At 71.1% G+C, this 15,786-nt stretch carries 14 protein-coding genes; 11 read left to right on the top strand and 3 right to left on the bottom strand.

The window, feature by feature from the left end; all coding sequences use genetic code 11:
* Window positions 1-16: 16 nt before the first annotated feature.
* The 11 genes from ACIHIX_RS25705 to ACIHIX_RS25655 all read left to right on the top strand — a co-directional run bounded on the left by ACIHIX_RS25705 (window position 17) and on the right by ACIHIX_RS25655 (window position 13,371).
* Window positions 17-1,390: an MFS transporter gene (locus tag ACIHIX_RS25705; RefSeq protein WP_399959953.1), complete on the top strand. Its 1,374-nt coding sequence runs from the start codon at window positions 17-19 to the stop codon at window positions 1,388-1,390.
* A 37-nt stretch (window positions 1,391-1,427) separates the two neighbouring features.
* Window positions 1,428-2,477 carry a beta-ketoacyl-ACP synthase III gene (locus ACIHIX_RS25700; RefSeq protein ID WP_399959951.1) on the top strand — a complete coding sequence of 350 codons (1,050 nt, stop codon included), beginning with the start codon at window positions 1,428-1,430 and terminating at the stop codon, window positions 2,475-2,477.
* Window positions 2,474-2,713 carry an acyl carrier protein gene (locus ACIHIX_RS25695; protein WP_399959949.1) on the top strand — a complete coding sequence of 80 codons (240 nt, stop codon included), beginning with the start codon at window positions 2,474-2,476 and terminating at the stop codon, window positions 2,711-2,713. Before ACIHIX_RS25700 ends, ACIHIX_RS25695 begins: the two co-directional genes overlap by 4 nt.
* Before the next feature lie 23 nt (window positions 2,714-2,736).
* A complete protein-coding gene (locus ACIHIX_RS25690) occupies window positions 2,737-3,627 on the top strand; it encodes a TauD/TfdA dioxygenase family protein (RefSeq protein WP_399959947.1) in 891 nt (296 codons plus the stop codon).
* Window positions 3,624-4,160: an FcoT family thioesterase gene (locus tag ACIHIX_RS25685; protein ID WP_399959945.1), complete on the top strand. Its 537-nt coding sequence runs from the start codon at window positions 3,624-3,626 to the stop codon at window positions 4,158-4,160. Before ACIHIX_RS25690 ends, ACIHIX_RS25685 begins: the two co-directional genes overlap by 4 nt.
* Before the next feature lie 21 nt (window positions 4,161-4,181).
* Window positions 4,182-5,765, top strand: coding sequence for a long-chain-fatty-acid--CoA ligase (locus tag ACIHIX_RS25680; protein WP_399959943.1), 1,584 nt, complete (start codon window positions 4,182-4,184; stop codon window positions 5,763-5,765).
* A 76-nt stretch (window positions 5,766-5,841) separates the two neighbouring features.
* Complete coding sequence (locus ACIHIX_RS25675) at window positions 5,842-6,099, top strand: phosphopantetheine-binding protein (RefSeq protein ID WP_399959941.1); 258 nt, start codon at window positions 5,842-5,844, stop codon at window positions 6,097-6,099.
* Entirely contained in the window at window positions 6,086-10,378 is a 4,293-nt protein-coding gene (locus tag ACIHIX_RS25670) for an amino acid adenylation domain-containing protein (RefSeq protein ID WP_399959939.1), read from the top strand. The genes ACIHIX_RS25675 and ACIHIX_RS25670 overlap by 14 nt, the downstream gene beginning before the upstream one ends.
* 94 nt (window positions 10,379-10,472) lie before the next feature.
* The gene (locus ACIHIX_RS25665; protein WP_399959938.1) at window positions 10,473-11,510 is read left to right on the top strand and encodes an ABC transporter substrate-binding protein; all 1,038 of its coding nucleotides are present in this window, start codon (window positions 10,473-10,475) and stop codon (window positions 11,508-11,510) included.
* Window positions 11,511-11,566: 56 nt separating this feature from the next.
* A complete protein-coding gene (locus ACIHIX_RS25660; RefSeq protein WP_399959936.1) occupies window positions 11,567-12,532 on the top strand; it encodes a FecCD family ABC transporter permease in 966 nt (321 codons plus the stop codon).
* Between the two features lie 5 nt (window positions 12,533-12,537).
* Complete coding sequence (locus tag ACIHIX_RS25655; RefSeq protein ID WP_399959934.1) at window positions 12,538-13,371, top strand: ABC transporter ATP-binding protein; 834 nt, start codon at window positions 12,538-12,540, stop codon at window positions 13,369-13,371.
* Window positions 13,372-13,628: 257 nt separating this feature from the next.
* Here ACIHIX_RS25655 and ACIHIX_RS25650 read toward each other — a convergent pair whose 3' ends face one another.
* From ACIHIX_RS25650 to ACIHIX_RS25640, 3 genes are read right to left on the bottom strand one after another with little or no spacing between them, the layout of a single operon-like run.
* The gene (locus ACIHIX_RS25650) at window positions 13,629-14,417 is read right to left on the bottom strand and encodes a phosphatase PAP2 family protein (protein ID WP_399959932.1); all 789 of its coding nucleotides are present in this window, start codon (window positions 14,415-14,417) and stop codon (window positions 13,629-13,631) included.
* On the bottom strand, window positions 14,414-15,019 hold the full coding sequence (locus tag ACIHIX_RS25645; RefSeq protein WP_399959930.1) for a phosphatase PAP2 family protein: 606 nt from the start codon (window positions 15,017-15,019) through the stop codon (window positions 14,414-14,416). Before ACIHIX_RS25645 ends, ACIHIX_RS25650 begins: the two co-directional genes overlap by 4 nt.
* Window positions 15,016-15,684: a DedA family protein gene (locus tag ACIHIX_RS25640; protein ID WP_399959928.1), complete on the bottom strand. Its 669-nt coding sequence runs from the start codon at window positions 15,682-15,684 to the stop codon at window positions 15,016-15,018. The genes ACIHIX_RS25645 and ACIHIX_RS25640 overlap by 4 nt, the downstream gene beginning before the upstream one ends.
* Between the last annotated feature and the right edge of the window lie 102 nt (window positions 15,685-15,786).

Raw genomic sequence — 15,786 nt, 5'->3', positions numbered from 1 at the left:
AGGGGGAGGCCGACCGGTGCGGGCACGACTGTCCCTTCTCGTTCTGGCGCTGGCTCAACTGGTGATCGCGCTCGACTACAACATCGTCTACGTCGCGCTTCCCGAGATAGGTGACGGTCTCGCCTTCTCCTCGCACGATCTGCAGTGGGTGGTGAGCGCCTATGTCGTCACCACCGGCGGCTTCCTCCTGCTCGGCGGTCGCACGGCCGATCTGCTGGGCAGGCGCCGGACCTTCGTCGCCGCGGCGCTCGTGTACGCGGGCTCCTCGCTGGTGGGCGCGCTGTCCGGGTCGGCCGGGATCCTGGTCGCCGTCCGCGCGGCCCAGGGGATCGGCGGCTCGCTGCTGTTCCCGGCCACCCTGGCACTGATCAACACGATCTACGAGGAGGGACCCGCCCGGAACCGGGCTCTCGCGGTGTGGGGAGCCGCGGGCGCCGGCGGCCTGTGCTTCGGGTCGCTGCTGGGCGGGGTCCTGGTCGAGGCGTTCGGCTGGCCGTCGGTGTTCTTCGTCAACGTGCCCATCGCGGCGGCGCTGGCGTGGGCCGGCCTGCGGCTCTTCCCGGCGGATGGTCCGCGCACCCGTGCCCGGCGCTTCGACGTCACCGGCGCGCTGGCCGCCACCGGCGGGATCACGCTCCTGGTGTTCTTGCTCGTGCACGCTCCCCAGGCGGGCTGGGGCAGCCCGTCCGCTCTGCTCAGCGCGGCCCTCGCGGTCATCCTGCTGGCGTTCTTCGCGGTCGTCGAGACCCGCTCGCACGATCCGCTGGTACCGGCGCGGCTCTTCGCCCACCGCGGACTGGTCGCCGCGATGGCGGCCACCGCTCTCTACAGCGCCACCTTCAGCTCGCTGCCCTACTTCATGACCCTCTACTTCCAGAGCGTGCGCGGCTACAGCGCCTTCGCGACCGGCCTCGCCTTCCTCGTCCCGGCGGTGGTGACCGCCCTGGGCACCCAGGTCGGCGAACGGGCCGTCGCCCGGGTCGGCGTGCGGACCATGCTGGTCGGCGGCATGGTGCTGGGCGCGGCGGGAGCCGCAGCCCTCGGTCTCGCGCTCACCGCCGACGGCTCGTACTCCCTGCTGCTGCCCGGGATCGTGCTACTGGGACTCGGCCAGGGCGCCGCCTGGACCGGCATGTGGATCGCCGCCGCCTCCGGAGTGGCCCCCGAGGACCAGGGGGTCGCCTCCGGAATGGCCTCCACCTCCCTCCAGGTGGGCGGAGCGGTGGGCCTCGCCCTGCTGGTCGCCCTGTCGTCCGGCGCCGGGCAGGGACCGCCGGGCGACGCCCTACTGACCGGCATACGGTCCGCCGTGTTCACCATCGCCGCCGGTCTCGGGCTCGGCGTTCTGCTCACGCTCATCCTGCGCAGAGGCACGCCCACCGCCGCGTAGCACCCGCGTCCCTTCTCACCCCACGAGGAGTACAGCTGTGCCCAGTGCCACCCCCAGCCCGCCGGGTCCGGCGGCCGTCCTGTGCGGACTGGCCGGATGGGTACCGCCCCGCGTCGTCACCAACGACGAACTCGCCGCACGGCTGGACACCGACGACGCCTGGATCCGTACCCGTACCGGAATCAGCCGCCGGCACATCGCCGAGCCCGGCCAGGCCACCTCCGATCTCGCCGTGGAGGCCGGACGACTCGCCCTGCGCTCAGCCGGCGATGTCCCCGTCGACACGGTGATCGTCACCACGACCACCCCGGACCGCCCCTGCCCCGCCACCGCACCACTGGTGGCGGCCCGCCTCGGCCTGGCGGGAGCCGCGGCCTTCGACGTGGGCGCGGTGTGCACCGGATTCGTGTACGGCCTCGCCACCGCCGCCGGACTGATCGCTGCCGGGGTCGCTCGCGGGGTCCTGCTGATCGGCGCGGACACGTACTCCACCATCGTCGACCCGCTGGACCGGACCAACGCGATCATTTTCGGGGACGGCGCGGGAGCGGCCGTCCTCCGCCCGGGGCAAGCGGACGAACCGGGCGCGGTCGGCCACTTCGACCTCGGCAGCGACGGCGCCCACGAGGACCTGATCACGGTCGCCGTCGGCGGTTCCCGCCAGCGGTCCACCGCAGCCGAACCCACCCACGCCGAACGGCACTTCGCGATGCGCGGCAAGGAGGTGTACCGGCACGCGGTGACCCGGATGGCGGCCTCGGCGAGGGCGACCGTGGAGCAGGCCGGCCGGCGGACCGACGATGTCGACCACTTCGTGCCCCACCAGGCCAACCTGCGCATCCTGCACTCCGTCGCCGACGACCTGGGCCTGCCGCGCGAGCGCTGCGTGGCCAACGTCGACGCCGTCGGCAACACCGGAGCCGCCTCGATCCCGCTCGCCCTGGCCGACGCCGCGGCCGAGCAGCGGATCCGCCCCGGCGACCGCCTCCTGCTCACCGCCTTCGGCGGCGGCCTCACCTGGGGCTCCTGCCTGCTGACCTGGCCTGCGCTCGCGCCCCACCCACGACCGGAACGGAGCACACCATGAACACCTACGAGCAGATCGTCGACATCGTCGTGAGGCTGCACCAGGTGCCCGCCGACCTCATCTGCCCCGAGGCCACCCTCGGCGCCCTCGACGTCGACTCCCTGACCACGGTCGAGATCAGCATCCGTATCGAACGCGACCTCGGCGTCACCGTCGGCGACGACGAACTCCAGCCCGACCTCACCCTCGGCCGGATCGCCGACCTGGTCGACGCCCGCCGTACCACCAGCGTCTGAACCCCACGAGAGGACCGGCAGCCATGCAGATCACGGACCAGCCCGGCGCCGCGCTCGGCGCCATCGTCGAGGGCTTCGACCACACCACGGCCTGCGACGCCGACATCCAGGCCCTCAAGCAGACGGTCTACACCAAGAAGATCGCCGTACTGAAAGGACAGGACCTCACCCCCGAGCAGTTCCTCGCCCTCTGCCGGCGCCTCGGCCGCCCCGAGACGTACTACGAACCGATGTACAAGCACCCGGAGATACCGGAGATATTCGTCTCCTCCAACGTCCCGGAGAACGGCAAGCAGATAGGCGTGCCGAAGACAGGCAAGTTCTGGCACGCCGACTACCAGTTCATGCCCGACCCCTTCGGCATCACCCTGATCCACCCGCAGGTCGTCCCCGAGAAGAACCGCGGCACCTACTTCATCGACATGGGCAGGGCGTACGAGAAGCTGCCCAGCGACCTGAAGAAGGAGATCGCCGGAACGCGCTGCCGGCACTCCGTGCGCAAGTACTTCAAGATCCGCCCGCGTGACGTCTACCGGCCGATCTCCGAGATCATCGAGGAGGTCGAGACCAAGACCCCGCCGGTCCTCCAGCCCACCACCTTCACCCACCCGATGACCGGGGAAACGGTCCTCTACATCAGCGAGGGCTTCACCGTCGGCATCGAGAACGCGGACGGCGAACCCCTCGACGAGGAACTCCTCAAGCGCCTCTTCGAAGCCACCGGCCAACTCGACGACACCTTCGAGCACGAGGGCATCCACCTCCAGAGCTTCGAGAAGGGCGACCTGCTCGTCTGGGACAACCGGAGCCTCATCCACCGGGCCCGTCACACCACCACCCCGGAGCCGACCGTCTCGCACCGCGTCACCGTCCACGACGAACGCAAGCTGTACGACGGGATGCACGCCGCATGACCGCCCCCGCCGACGCGCCACCGCAACGGTCGTACCCCACCGACGAGGCACTGCTGAACCGCGTCCTCGCGCCCTACAAGCCGCACTGCAAGTACCTGACATCGGCCGAGGTCACGGCGAGGGCCGGACTCGCCCGCGCACAGGGCTCGTTCGCGATCCCGGAGTCCTGCTACATCGACGACACCGGCCACCTCAACTCGGTCGAGGTCAACATCGCCTACAACCAGCTGATGTACTACCTGGTCGCCAAGTCCGTTCAGGAAAGGCTGCTGGCCGGGTTCGAGGACTGGACTCTCGACGACTTCTGGCGCCACCAGCTCCCCGACATCCTGATCGCCCGCTTCGCGTCGAACTTCCGGCGGCCCGTCAACCCCCGTGACTTCACGGGTGAGTTGGAGTTCCGCTCCGTGACCCGGCGGGCTCCCGGAGGCAACAGCCCCTTCCTGCACGTCGCGACCGTCTTCCGCTACCAGGACGCCCACGGCGGCCGGTGCCACGGCGAGGCGACCCTCGCGTTCGTCAACGTCCCCTGACCCGCCGGAGGCAGAGCTTTCATGGAGACATCCACCGCGCCGCAGCCCCAGGGCGCCAGGCTGCACCACGCCGAACTGAGCACCCTCGTCCACACCGCCCGCTTCCACGCCGCCAGGCAGCCCGAAGCGGCGGCGGTGATCTGCGAGGACCGCACCCTGACCTACGCGGACCTGCACCGCGCCAGCAACCGCCTCGCACACGCCCTGCTCGCCGCGGGGCTCGGCGAGGGTGACCGGGTGGCCTACCTGGGCAAGGAGTCCGAGCACTACTACGAGGCCCTCTTCGCCTGCGCCAAGACCGGCACCGTGCTGGTCCCGGTCAACTGGCGGCTCACCGCGCCGGAGGTGAGCCACATCCTCCAGGACTCCGGCACCCGGCTGCTGTTCCTGGAGGACGAGTTCGCCCCGATCGTCGAGGGCATGCCCACCGCGCCGCCCGAGACCGTCCTACCGGTCGCCTCGATCCCTGCCTGGCGAGCCGAACACCCCGAGAGTGAAACGGAGTTCGGGCCCACCCCCGACACCCCCGTCGCCCAGCTCTACACCAGCGGCACCACCGGCCTGCCCAAGGGCGTAGTGCTCGCCCACCGCAGCTTCTTCGCGATCCGCGACGGACTCGCGAGCGAAGGGCTGGACTGGATCGACTGGCGGGCCGGTGACATCGCGCTCATCGGGATCCCCGGCTTCCACATCGGCGGCCTGTGGTGGGCCACCCAGAACTTCAACGCCGGTACGACGGTGGTGGCGATGCGGGCCTTCGCCGCCCGGCAGGCCGTGGACCTCATCCGCGATCTCGGCATCACGACCGCCTGCGTGGTCCCGGCCATGCTGCGCATGATGCTCATCGAACCCGGAGTGAGCTCCGGGGACTTCGCCACCTTGCGCAAGACCGTCTACGGCGGATCGCCGATCTCGGAGTCGCTGCTGGAGGAGAGCCTCGCCGTCCTCGACTGCGAGTTCGCCCAGATCTACGGCCTCACCGAGACCGGCAACACCGCCGTCTGTCTGCCCCCGGCCGCCCATGTCCCGGGCGGGCCGCTCATGCAGGCCGCCGGGCATCCCTACCCGGGGGTGCGGGCCAAGGTGATCGACGACCAGGGCCGCGAACTCCCCCCGGGCGAGGTGGGCGAGGTCTGCCTGCACACCCCCGCCCGGATGGTCGAGTACTGGGGGCTGCCCGACAAGACGGCCCAGACACTCGTCGACGGCTGGATCCACACCGGAGACGCCGGCTACCTCGACCAGGACGGCTACGTCGTCATCCGCGACCGCATCAAGGACGCCATCCTCGTCGCCGGTGAGAACGTCTACCCCGCCGAGATCGAGAACGTCCTGGAACACCATCCCGGAGTGGGTGAGGCGGTCGTGGTGGGGATCCCCGACGAGCGCTGGGGCGAGAAGGTGCACGCCTTCGTCGTACCGGCGGCCGGGGAACGGCCCAGCCCCCGGGACCTGCACACCTTCCTCGTCCCGCGCCTGGCCGCGTTCAAGCTGCCCGCCGGCTACGAGTTCACGGACCACGTCCCGCGCAACCCCAGCGGCAAGATCCTCCGCCGCGAACTGCGCGACCGCTTCTGGAGCGACTCCGAGCGCAAGGTCAACTGACCGCTCCTCGTGAGCCGTTGCCCCGGCGGCGGGCGGCCCCGGCACCCCGTCGGACGAGTCTCTGAAAGGAGCCCTCATGCCTGAACCCCTCACCCTGGACACCTTCCGCGCCGACCTCGCGGAGTGCCTGTTCCTGGAGCCCGACGACGTCGACCTGGCGGACAACCCGCTCGACTCCGGGCTGGACTCGCTGCGCATCGTCACCCTGCTGGAGCGATGGCAGGCGGCCGGTGCACAGGTGACCTTCGTCGAACTCGCCGAGCGCACCTCCTTCGCCCAGTGGTGGCAGCTGCTCACCGAACGCAGCCGAGGAGCCGACCATGCCGACGCCTGAACGCCGTCCGCTGCTGGCCGCCCAGGAGGGCATCTGGGCCGGCCAGCAGCTCGACGCGGACAGCCCGGCCTACAACACCGCCGAGTACCTGCGCATCACGGGCCCGGTGGACCCGGCCGTCTTCGACCAAGCCCTGCACCACGCCGCCGCCGAGACCGAAGCCCTCAACGTCACCTTCGACACCGACGACACCGGCCGCCCCTGGCAGATCGACACCCCGGCCGGGAACTGGCGCACCCACATCGCCGACCTGACCGGCGAACCCGATCCGCACGCCGCCGCCCTGGCCTGGATGGACCGGGACATGGCCCGCCCCGTCGACCTCACCCGCGAACCGGTCTTCGGCCACGCCCTGCTGCGGACCGCACCGCAGGAATTCCTCTGGTACCACCGCGTCCACCACATCGCCCTCGACGGGTTCGGGCTTTCCCTGGTGGCCCGACGCGTCGCCCAGGTCTACACCGCCCTCATGGCCGGCGAACCCGTACCGGAGAGCGGCTTCGGCACCCTGGAGTCCGTCCGCGCCGAAGAACACGCCTACCGCGCCTCCGCCCGCCACATCAACGACCGCTCCTACTGGGTGGACCGCTACGCCGACCACCCGCCGGTGGCCACCCCGGCGGGCCGATCCGCGCTGCCCGCCCGCACCTTCCACCGGCACGTCACCGACCTCGACCCAGCCACCGCGAACCAACTGCGCACGGTAGCTCGCGAGTTGTCCGTCACCTGGTCGGAAGTGCTGCTCGCGGTGACCGTCGCCCACCTGCACCGGCTGACCCGGGCACCGGAGATCGTCCTGAGCCTGCCCGCCATGGGCCGTCTCGGCTCGATCTCCCTGCGGGTGCCCGCCATGGTCCGCAACATCCTGCCCCTGCGCGTGCCCGTCACCCCCGACGACAGCCTCCGCGTCCTCGCCCCCCGCGTCACACGCGAACTGCGCGCCGGACTGCCCCACCAGCGCTACCGCTACGAGCAACTGCGCCGGGACCTGAAGCTGGTGGGCGGGCAACGCCGTCTGTCCGGGCCCGGCGTGAACATCATGCCGTTCGCGTACGACCTGAAGTTCGCCGGGCACCCGAGCACCGTCCACAACGTGTCCGCGGGCCCTGTCGACGACCTCGCGGTCAACGTCTACGACCGCGGCGACGGCACCGGTCTGCGCGTCGCCGTCGATGCCAACCCCGAGCTGTACACGCAGACCGAGACCGCCACTTTCCACGAGGGCCTGCTCACCCTGCTGACGGAGGCCCTCGCCGACCCGGACCAGCCGCTCGGCGGGCCTCGGGCACATCAGCCCGTCCCCGTCCTGGACGGCGGCCCGCTGCCCGCGCCCGCCCACCCGGTCCTGAACCTGATCGCCGACCACGCGACCCGCCGGGGCGGAGCCGTCGCCGTCGAGCACGCGGGAGACAGCCTCACCTACGCCCAACTCTCCGGCGCCGCACGGGACATCGCCGGGCGACTGGCAGCCCGGGGCGTCGGCCGGGGCGATGTGGTGGCAGTGGACCTGCCCCGGGGCGCCGATGCCGTCACCGCCGTTCTCGGTGTGCTGATGTGCGGTGCCGCCTACTGCCCCCTCGACCCGAAGGCGCCCACGGACCGCACAGCCCGCCTGCTCGCCGACACCGCTCCCGCGCTCGTCCTGACCACCGGAGACCGCGCGGTCGACTTCGCGGGGTACGCCGTACTCCCGCTGGACGAACCGGACCCCCGGCCCACCGGTGTCGCCGAGCCACCGCAACCCACGGACCCGGCGTACGTCCTGCACACCTCCGGCTCCACCGGCCGCCCCAAGGGAGTGGCGGTCAGCCACGCGGCCCTGGCCCACTTCGTCGCTGCGACCACGCCCCGCTACGGCGTGCGCCGCGAGGACCGGGTCCTGCAGTTCGCCCCGCTGCACTTCGACGCCAGCGTGGAGGAGATCTTCCTGACCCTGTGCGCCGGCGCGACCCTGGTGATCCGGACCGACGACATGACCGAGTCGGTGCCCGGCTTCCTCGACACCTGCGCACGGCTGCGGGTGAGCGTCCTCGACCTGCCCACCGCCTACTGGCACGAACTCGCCTACGCGGTCTCCACCGGCGCCGCTGCCCTGCCCGAGGACGTGCGGACCGTCGTCATAGGCGGCGAGGCCGCCCTGCCCGAGCGGGTCGAGCGCTGGCGCAAGGCGGTCGGCACCTCGGTCGCGCTGCTGAACACCTACGGCCCGACCGAGGCCACCGTGGTCGCCACCGTCGCCGACCTCCACGACCCCGAGCTCGCCGACGGAGACGTCCCCATCGGCCTGCCCCTGCCCGGCACCCGGGCGGCCGTGATCGACGGCGAGCTGTACCTCCTGGGTCCCACCCTCGCCGACGGCTACCGGCCCAAGGCGCCGGACAGCGTGCGCTTCGGCCCGCTCACCGCCCTCCCGGACGCCCCCCGCGCCTATCGCACCGGCGACCTGGTCCGCATCGGCGAGGACGGACAACTGCGCCATCTCGGCCGGGCCGACACCGAGTTCAAGATCAGCGGGCATCGGGTGCAGCCCGCTGAGGTGGAGAGTGCCCTGCTCACCCACCCCGGCATCCGGGAGACCGCCGTCGTGGGTCAAGTCCTGCCGGACGGAACCAGGCGTCTGGTCGCCCATCTCGTGGTCGAGGGCCCCGCGCCGTCCGCTTCCGAGGTCAGGGAGCACCTGCGGGCCAGGCTGCCCGCCGCGATGATCCCCTCTGCCGTCGAGGTCGTCGACCGGTTGCCCCGCAACGGCTCCGGGAAGATCGACCGAGCCTCGCTCGCCGAGCCGCCCGCGCCCCGGACGCCGACCGCCGGCAGTCCCCTGGAACAGACCATCACCGGCATCTGGGGGCAGCTCCTCGGCATCGACGCCATCGCCGTGGACGACGACGTGTTCGAGGTCGGCGCCCAGTCCCTGCAGGCCATCCAGGCCGCCAACCGGCTCGGGGTGGCACTCCGCCGGGACGTGAAGGTCGCCTGGCTCTTCCAGCACCCTACGGCCGCCGCACTGGCCGGATTCCTCACCGAGACCGATGCCGCTGTCGAGCAGCCGAGCCCCACACCAGGAGCACTCCCGCCGGCGCTCCTGGCCGACACCGAACTGGACGTCGGAATCCGTCCCGGCATCAGCCGCGCTCCCCGTGACACCCCCCGGCGTGTCCTCCTCACCGGCGCCACCGGATTCGTGGGCGCGCACCTGCTGGCACGGCTCCTGGCCGACACGGAGGCCGAGATCGTCTGCATGGTCCGAGCGGAGAGCGCGCCCGAGGCAGCCGCGCGCGTCCGTGCGGCGCTCACACACCACGCCATCACCCTCGACCAGCGGGAGTCGGCCCGTCTCACGGCGCTACCCGCCGACCTTGCCCGTCCCGGCTTCGGCCTGCCCCGGGAAACCCTCTCCGACCTCGCCGCAAGCTGCGACGCGATCTTCCACAACGCCGCGACCGTCAGCATCATGCGCGACTACACCACCCTGCGCGCGGCCAACACCGAGTCCACCCGGCAACTGCTGTGCCTGGCGGCCGTGCACACAACGCCCCTGCACTACGTCTCCACCCTGTCCGTGGCACCGCCCGCGAGCCACAGCATGGAGGTGCCGGAGGAGTTCCTACCGCCCCATGTGGGCTTGCGTCACGGCTACCAGCAATCCAAGTGGGCGTCCGAACGGCTCCTGGAACAGGCGGCGGAACGCGGTCTGCCTGTCACCGTCCACCGGTTGGGCCGCGTGGTCGGGCCCGCCGACACGGGACACGTCAACGAGCGGGACTTCCTGTGGAGCGTGCTGCGGGCGGGGATACCCGAGGGCATCGTCCCGGAGCTCTTCGAGGACGAGATCTGGACGCCGGTGGACTTCGTCGCTCGATCGCTGGTCCACCTTTCCCTCCACCCGGACACGCAGGCCACCGGACCCGTCTTCAACCACGCCACCCTGCCCCGTGTACGGCTCGCCGACGTCTACCAGTGGGTGATGGACTACGGCTATCCCGTACGGCCGCTGCCGCTGCCGCGCTGGCGTGAGCAACTGCCCCGTACGGCCGACGCCGCGGCCACCACACTCGCCTTCCTCGACTCCGCGGCCGAAAGCCCGGCCGCCACGCCCGATCTGCGCCTCGGCCACGTCCACGCCGACCGGATCCGCGCCGGATTGGAGGGCACGGGTATCACGTGCCCGCCCGTCGACCGTGACCTGTTCTTCCGCTACCTGGACCACTGCGTGACCACCGCAGTTCTCCCGGCCCCCACCCGGCGACACGAGCACGGATCTCCGGTGCCCGCGACATAGTCCCCAACTGCCGGGAACTCACGGCCACTTCACCCCGACTACTGCAACAGGACCCGTCGGACCAGCGGGTCCAACGCTCACCCAAGGAGCCCGAATGTCGATCAACCGGCCGGTCGCCACCGCCCTGGCCGCAGCCCTCTGTCTCCTCACGGCGGCCTGTGGCTCGTCGTCCGACGACAAGGCGAGCGGCCAGAGCACCGAGGCCGCGGCCCCAGAGGCCGGCTATCCGGTGACCCTCGACAACTGCGGCCAGAAGGAGACCTTCGAGAAGGCGCCCAGCCGGGTCGTGGTGATGAACGGCGCCTCCGTCGCCGAGGTCTCCACCCTCCTCGCCCTCGGCCTCGGCGACAAGATCGTCGCCAACCAGCAGACCTACGGCATGTCCGAAGTCGCCGGCCGGGCCGATGCCATCAAGAAACTGCCCACCGGTGACGTCAAACTCAACGACGCCTACGACATCCCCCGCGAGGCCATGGTCGGGCTCCGCCCGGACCTCGTGCTGTCCACCACCTCGTACGGCTTCGACGAGAAGAACGGCTTCGCCACCAGGGACCAGCTGAGGGACGTCGGAGCCAACAGCTACGTCTCGCCACAGGGCTGCGACCAGGACACCTCCAAGATGACCATCGCCGACAGCTACCGACTGCTGCGCGACATGGGCAAGATCTTCAACGTCAGCGACAAGGCCGAGAAGCTGATCGCCGCCTCCGAGAAGAACATCGCGGCTGTCTCGGCCAAGGTGAAGGGCGAGAAGACACCCAACGTCATGGTGCTCTTCTCCAACATGTCCATGGGCGGCAACGACTTCAGCTCGGTCGTCGCCAAGGGCGTCTACAACGACATCCTCGCCAAGGCGGGCGGCGCCAACGCCTTCGAGAACGCCTCCAGGACGTCCTTCGCCGACCTGAGCAAGGAGAAGGTCGCCGCCACCGACGTCGACGCCCTCATCGTCATCGCCTACAACGACCCGAACCCGGCGGCATACGCCAAGAAGCTGCTCAAGGAGTTCCCCCAGTGGCCGGCCGCCAAGAACAACGCGTACGTGACGCTGTCCGACTCGATGTACCTCGGCCCGAGCAACGACCTGGCCGTCGAGAAGATCGCGAAGACGCTGCACCCGGACGCCTTCTGACCCGACTCGGAGTCACGCTGGCGTTCACGCTCCTGCCCGTCGCGCTCGTTGCCGTCATGATCGTGGCGATCAGCATCGGAGCCGTCAACGTCCCCCTGGCAGACGTGTGGCAGATCGTCCTCCACCACGTCACCGGCGCCGGGGCCACCCCCTCCGACCCGGCGCTGGACCAGATCGTCTGGAACTTCCGCACCCCGCGGGTGGTTCTGGCGGCGCTGGTCGGCGCCGGCTTGGCGGTGACGGGTGCGGTGCTGCAGACGGTGGTGTCCAATCCGCTGGCGGACCCCATCGTGCTGGGCTTCTCCTATGGCGCCACGCTCGGCGCGGTCCTCGTCATCACCCTCGGTGGCGGCGCCGCGCTCGCCGGGCTGGGGGTGTCGGCGGCGGCCTTCCTCGGCGCGGTGGCCGCCGGGGCGCTGGTGTTCACGCTCGGCCGGCGCCAGGGGCGGCTGGCCCCGATACGGCTGGTGCTGGCGGGCGTTGCCATCGGCTATGTGTTTCTGTCGGCGACCAGTTTCGTCCAACTCCAGGCGACCCCGACCGAGTTGCGGACGGTGATGTTCTGGATGCTGGGCAGCGTCGCGGGGGCCAAGTGGGACCAGATTCCCACGGTCACCGTTGTCGTCCTCGTCACGACCGTCCTGCTGACCCTGTTCGGCCGCCGCCTCAACGTGCTGCTGGCCGGGGACGAGTCGGCCACCGCGCTAGGCGTCGACGTCAACCGTCTCCGGGCCGTGCTGCTGGTCCTCAGCGCGCTGTTGACCGGCACCGTCATCGCGGTCGCGGGCAGCATCGGCTTCGTCGGCCTGATGATCCCGCACCTGGTGCGGCTCACCATCGGCGCCGACCACCGCCGACTGCTGCCCCTGACAGCGCTCTTGGGCGCCGTCTACCTGGTCCTCGTCGACCTCCTCTCCCGCACCCTCAACCGCCCCAACGAACTGCCGCTGGGCATTCTCACCGCCCTCCTCGGCGCCCCCTTCTTCCTGTGGCTGCTCCGCCGAAACAAGGGCCTGGACTGACACTCATGAGACTCACCGTCGACCAACTCCACGTCACCCTGGACCGCACCCCGATCCTGCGGGACGTGAGCCTTGAGGCCCGCAAGGGCGAGATCGTCGGCCTCGTCGGCCCCAACGGCAGCGGCAAGTCCACCCTGCTACGCACCGTCTACCGCTCGCTCCGTCCAGCGGGCGGGGTGGTCAGGGTGGGCGAGGACGACGTGTGGGAACTGTCCCCGCGGACGGCGGCCCGCCGTACGGCCGCGGTTCTCCAGGACGCCGGAGGCAACACCACCGGCCTGGCCGTCGCGGAGATCGTCGCGCTGGGCCGTGCCCCGCACCATGGGTTGTTGGGCCGCGACGGCGCCGAGGACCAGGCGGCGGTCTCCGCCGCCATCAACCGTTGTGGCGTACGACCTCTCGCGGACCGCGACTACGCCTCGCTGTCCGGGGGAGAGCGCCAACGTGTCCTGCTGGCCCGGGCGTTGGCGCAGGACCCCCAGCTTCTCGTCCTGGACGAGCTCACCAACCACCTCGACATCCGGGCCCGGTTCGAACTCCTGGACCTGATCCGGGCCACAGGCGTCACCACCCTCGCGGTGCTCCACGACCTCGACCTCGCCGCTCGCCTCTGCGACCACCTGGTCGTCCTGGACAGCGGTGCGGTGGCGGCGGCGGGCCCTGTCCTGGAGGTGCTCACCCCGGATCTCCTCGCCCACGTCTTCGGTGTACGCGCGAGCACCGAGCGGCATGCCGACGGCGTCATTCGGATCACCTACGAGGCCCGGCCCCTTGCGCAAGGCGGGAGCGACGAGGACGACGGCGTCACGGACCGCCTCGCCGAGACGGCCGACCGCTGAACCGAACGGCGGGCCACCGGATGCAACGCCATGCCGATGCCTGCCGCGGCGGACCACGAGGTCGCCGGAAGCCGCCATGAGGGTGGCCAGGAGGCGGAACTCGGTCGGTGTCAGGTCGACGTGGGTGCCGTGGACGCTGGCCGTGTGGCGGACGGCGTCGAGGAGCAGGTCGCCTGCGGTGGCGGCGGGCGGCGAGTTCGGCCAGGTGGAACGGCCGATGTCGAAGTCCTCGTCGCGCAGTCCGCACACCAGCACGGTCACGCAGGGCGTGATCGTCTTCGACGACCTGGATGGTCCGGTGCATGGGTCCTCTTCTCTTCGCGTGCCGTGCTGGTGCGGTCATCCGCTGAGGCCGTCGGGTTCTTCCCTCCGCGGAGTGCCTCCTCGTCCTTCGTGCCGGGCGCCCAAGGCCTGGGTGCCCACCAGGTCATGGCGCACAGGCACACGCCCAGCCAGCCGAGAGCGAACAGCCAGCCCCCGACGACGTCGGTGAACCAGTGCACTCCGAGGTAGACGCGGGTCAGGCCGACCAACACCCCCCAGGTGCCGATGGCCAGGGCGAGCGGGGTCCTGCCCTGCGGGCGGCGCGCCTGGACGGCGATGATGAGGAGCCCGGCAGTGAGGGCCGCCGTGGTGGTGTGACCGGACGGGTAAGCCCATCCCGAGGCATGGGTCCGCCAGTCCGTCGCGGGTGGCCGCGGCCGGGCGACGAACGACATCACCGTGTACCGCAGTAGCTGGCCCGTCCCGAGGCAGGCCAGACAGAGCGCGGTGGCGAGGGCGCGGCGGCGCAGGGTGCGACCCGCGATGATTCCGGCCAGCGCGGCCAGGACGTACGGGATGACACCGGTCCCGGTGGCGGTCAGCCCGCGAGCGAATGCCACCGCCACCTCCGGTCGGTGGCCGACGGACCACGTGAGAAGGTCGCCGTCCGTGAACAGCGGTGCGCCGTCGTGCCCGATGACGACCATCGTCAGGACACCGAACGCCGTCCATGCGCCGAGGCCGCAGGTCCCGGCCAGGTCGGCGATGTCGCCGCGTTTCACGAAGCCACCAGCAGCCCGTGCAGACGGGTCGGCGTGAGCCGCTGCCCGAGAGCCCCCGCGTGCCCGCGCACCGCCGGCATGACCAGCAGCGCCGTCAGCGCACCGACCACGACCCCCGCCACCACGTCATGGGGGTAGTGCGCGCCCACCCAGACCCGCGAGGCCGCCATCGCCACGGCGGCGGCGACGGCGACCGAGCCGAGCCGGCGGGAGACGAACAAGAGGGCGACGGCTGCCGCGGCGGCGATGGCCGCGTGGTTGCTGGGAAAGGACCAGTCACCGGGCGCCGGACACGCCTCCACGGTGACCACTCGCAGGCTCTGGCAGGGACGGTCCTCGCGCACCAGCTGCTTCAGGACCGCGTCCACCCCGTAGGCCGTCACCACGACGAACGGCACGGCCAGCGCCGTCACCGAGGCGGTGGCGCCCACCCGCCGGGCCCGCCACCAGGCGACGACCATGACCAGCGCGAACAGGGTCAGCCCGTACGTCGACCACACCGACAGGGTGTCGTTCAGCCACGCGGGAGCGTGGCGGGCGAGATCCACCACGTCCCTGTAGGCCCGGCCGTCGACCGACGAGCCGTCGAGGGCGAGATTCATCCGCGGGCCTCCTTCGTCTTCGTGTCGCGCCGCGAGCGCGACAGCTCGGCGGCGAGGGGGATCAGGGACAGGGCCACGATCACCGCGACCATCGGCAGCAGATAGCGGTCGACGTCGGGTACCGACGAGCCCAGCGCGTAGCCGGCGAGTGTGAGGCCCAGGCTCCACACCAGCCCGCCGACCACCTGCCAGAGGGTGAACGTCCGCACCGGCACCCGCAGGACGCCCGCCATCGGGTTCAGGACCGTACGCACCACCGGAACGAAGCGGGCCAGCACGATCGCCCTCGCATGCCCATAGCGCTCCAGAAGTTCCTGCGCGCGTCCCGCCCCCTGGTGCAGGCGCTGCGAACTGCTGCGGGCCAGCAGGGCGCCGCCCGCTCTTCGGCCCAGGAGGTACCCGCACTGCGAGCCCGCCAGCGCCCCCACCGCAGCCGCGACCAGCAGCGGAGCCAGCGACAGCTTCAGGCCGCGGTCCGCGCTGCCGGTGCACAGCAGACCCGCGGTGAACAGCAGAGAGTCGCCCGGAAGGAAGAAGCCGATCAGCAGCCCGGTCTCGGCGAACAGCACCACAGCGACGCCCAGCACGCCGAAGGCGGACAGCAGTGACCGCGCATCGAGCACGTTCACGGCGAGCTGCGACGATAGGTGCAGGGCCGTAGTCATCGTCGGGAGACCTCTCACGTTGTCCGGGCCCCGGGCGCGGCAGAACTGCGGCACCCGGCTAGCGACTACAATCTTGTAGACGGTCTACTCAACTGTAGACGA

Origin of the sequence: Streptomyces sp. NPDC051913, from assembly GCF_044593635.1 — a bacterium.
Classification (GTDB): Bacteria; Actinomycetota; Actinomycetes; order Streptomycetales; family Streptomycetaceae; genus Streptomyces.
The sequence above is the reverse complement of the archived record's forward strand: the minus strand, read 5'-3'. Positions and strand labels throughout refer to the sequence as shown.

Coding starts and splice junctions, on each gene's coding strand:
- ACIHIX_RS25695 (WP_399959949.1), top strand. CDS start 2,474: ATGAACACCTACGAGCAGATCGTCGACATCGTCGTGAGGCTGCACCAG.
- ACIHIX_RS25690 (WP_399959947.1), top strand. CDS start 2,737: ATGCAGATCACGGACCAGCCCGGCGCCGCGCTCGGCGCCATCGTCGAG.
- ACIHIX_RS25685 (WP_399959945.1), top strand. CDS start 3,624: ATGACCGCCCCCGCCGACGCGCCACCGCAACGGTCGTACCCCACCGAC.
- ACIHIX_RS25680 (WP_399959943.1), top strand. CDS start 4,182: ATGGAGACATCCACCGCGCCGCAGCCCCAGGGCGCCAGGCTGCACCAC.
- ACIHIX_RS25675 (WP_399959941.1), top strand. CDS start 5,842: ATGCCTGAACCCCTCACCCTGGACACCTTCCGCGCCGACCTCGCGGAG.
- ACIHIX_RS25670 (WP_399959939.1), top strand. CDS start 6,086: ATGCCGACGCCTGAACGCCGTCCGCTGCTGGCCGCCCAGGAGGGCATC.
- ACIHIX_RS25665 (WP_399959938.1), top strand. CDS start 10,473: ATGTCGATCAACCGGCCGGTCGCCACCGCCCTGGCCGCAGCCCTCTGT.
- ACIHIX_RS25660 (WP_399959936.1), top strand. CDS start 11,567: ATGATCGTGGCGATCAGCATCGGAGCCGTCAACGTCCCCCTGGCAGAC.
- ACIHIX_RS25655 (WP_399959934.1), top strand. CDS start 12,538: ATGAGACTCACCGTCGACCAACTCCACGTCACCCTGGACCGCACCCCG.
- ACIHIX_RS25645 (WP_399959930.1), bottom strand. CDS start 15,019: ATGAATCTCGCCCTCGACGGCTCGTCGGTCGACGGCCGGGCCTACAGG.
- ACIHIX_RS25640 (WP_399959928.1), bottom strand. CDS start 15,684: ATGACTACGGCCCTGCACCTATCGTCGCAGCTCGCCGTGAACGTGCTC.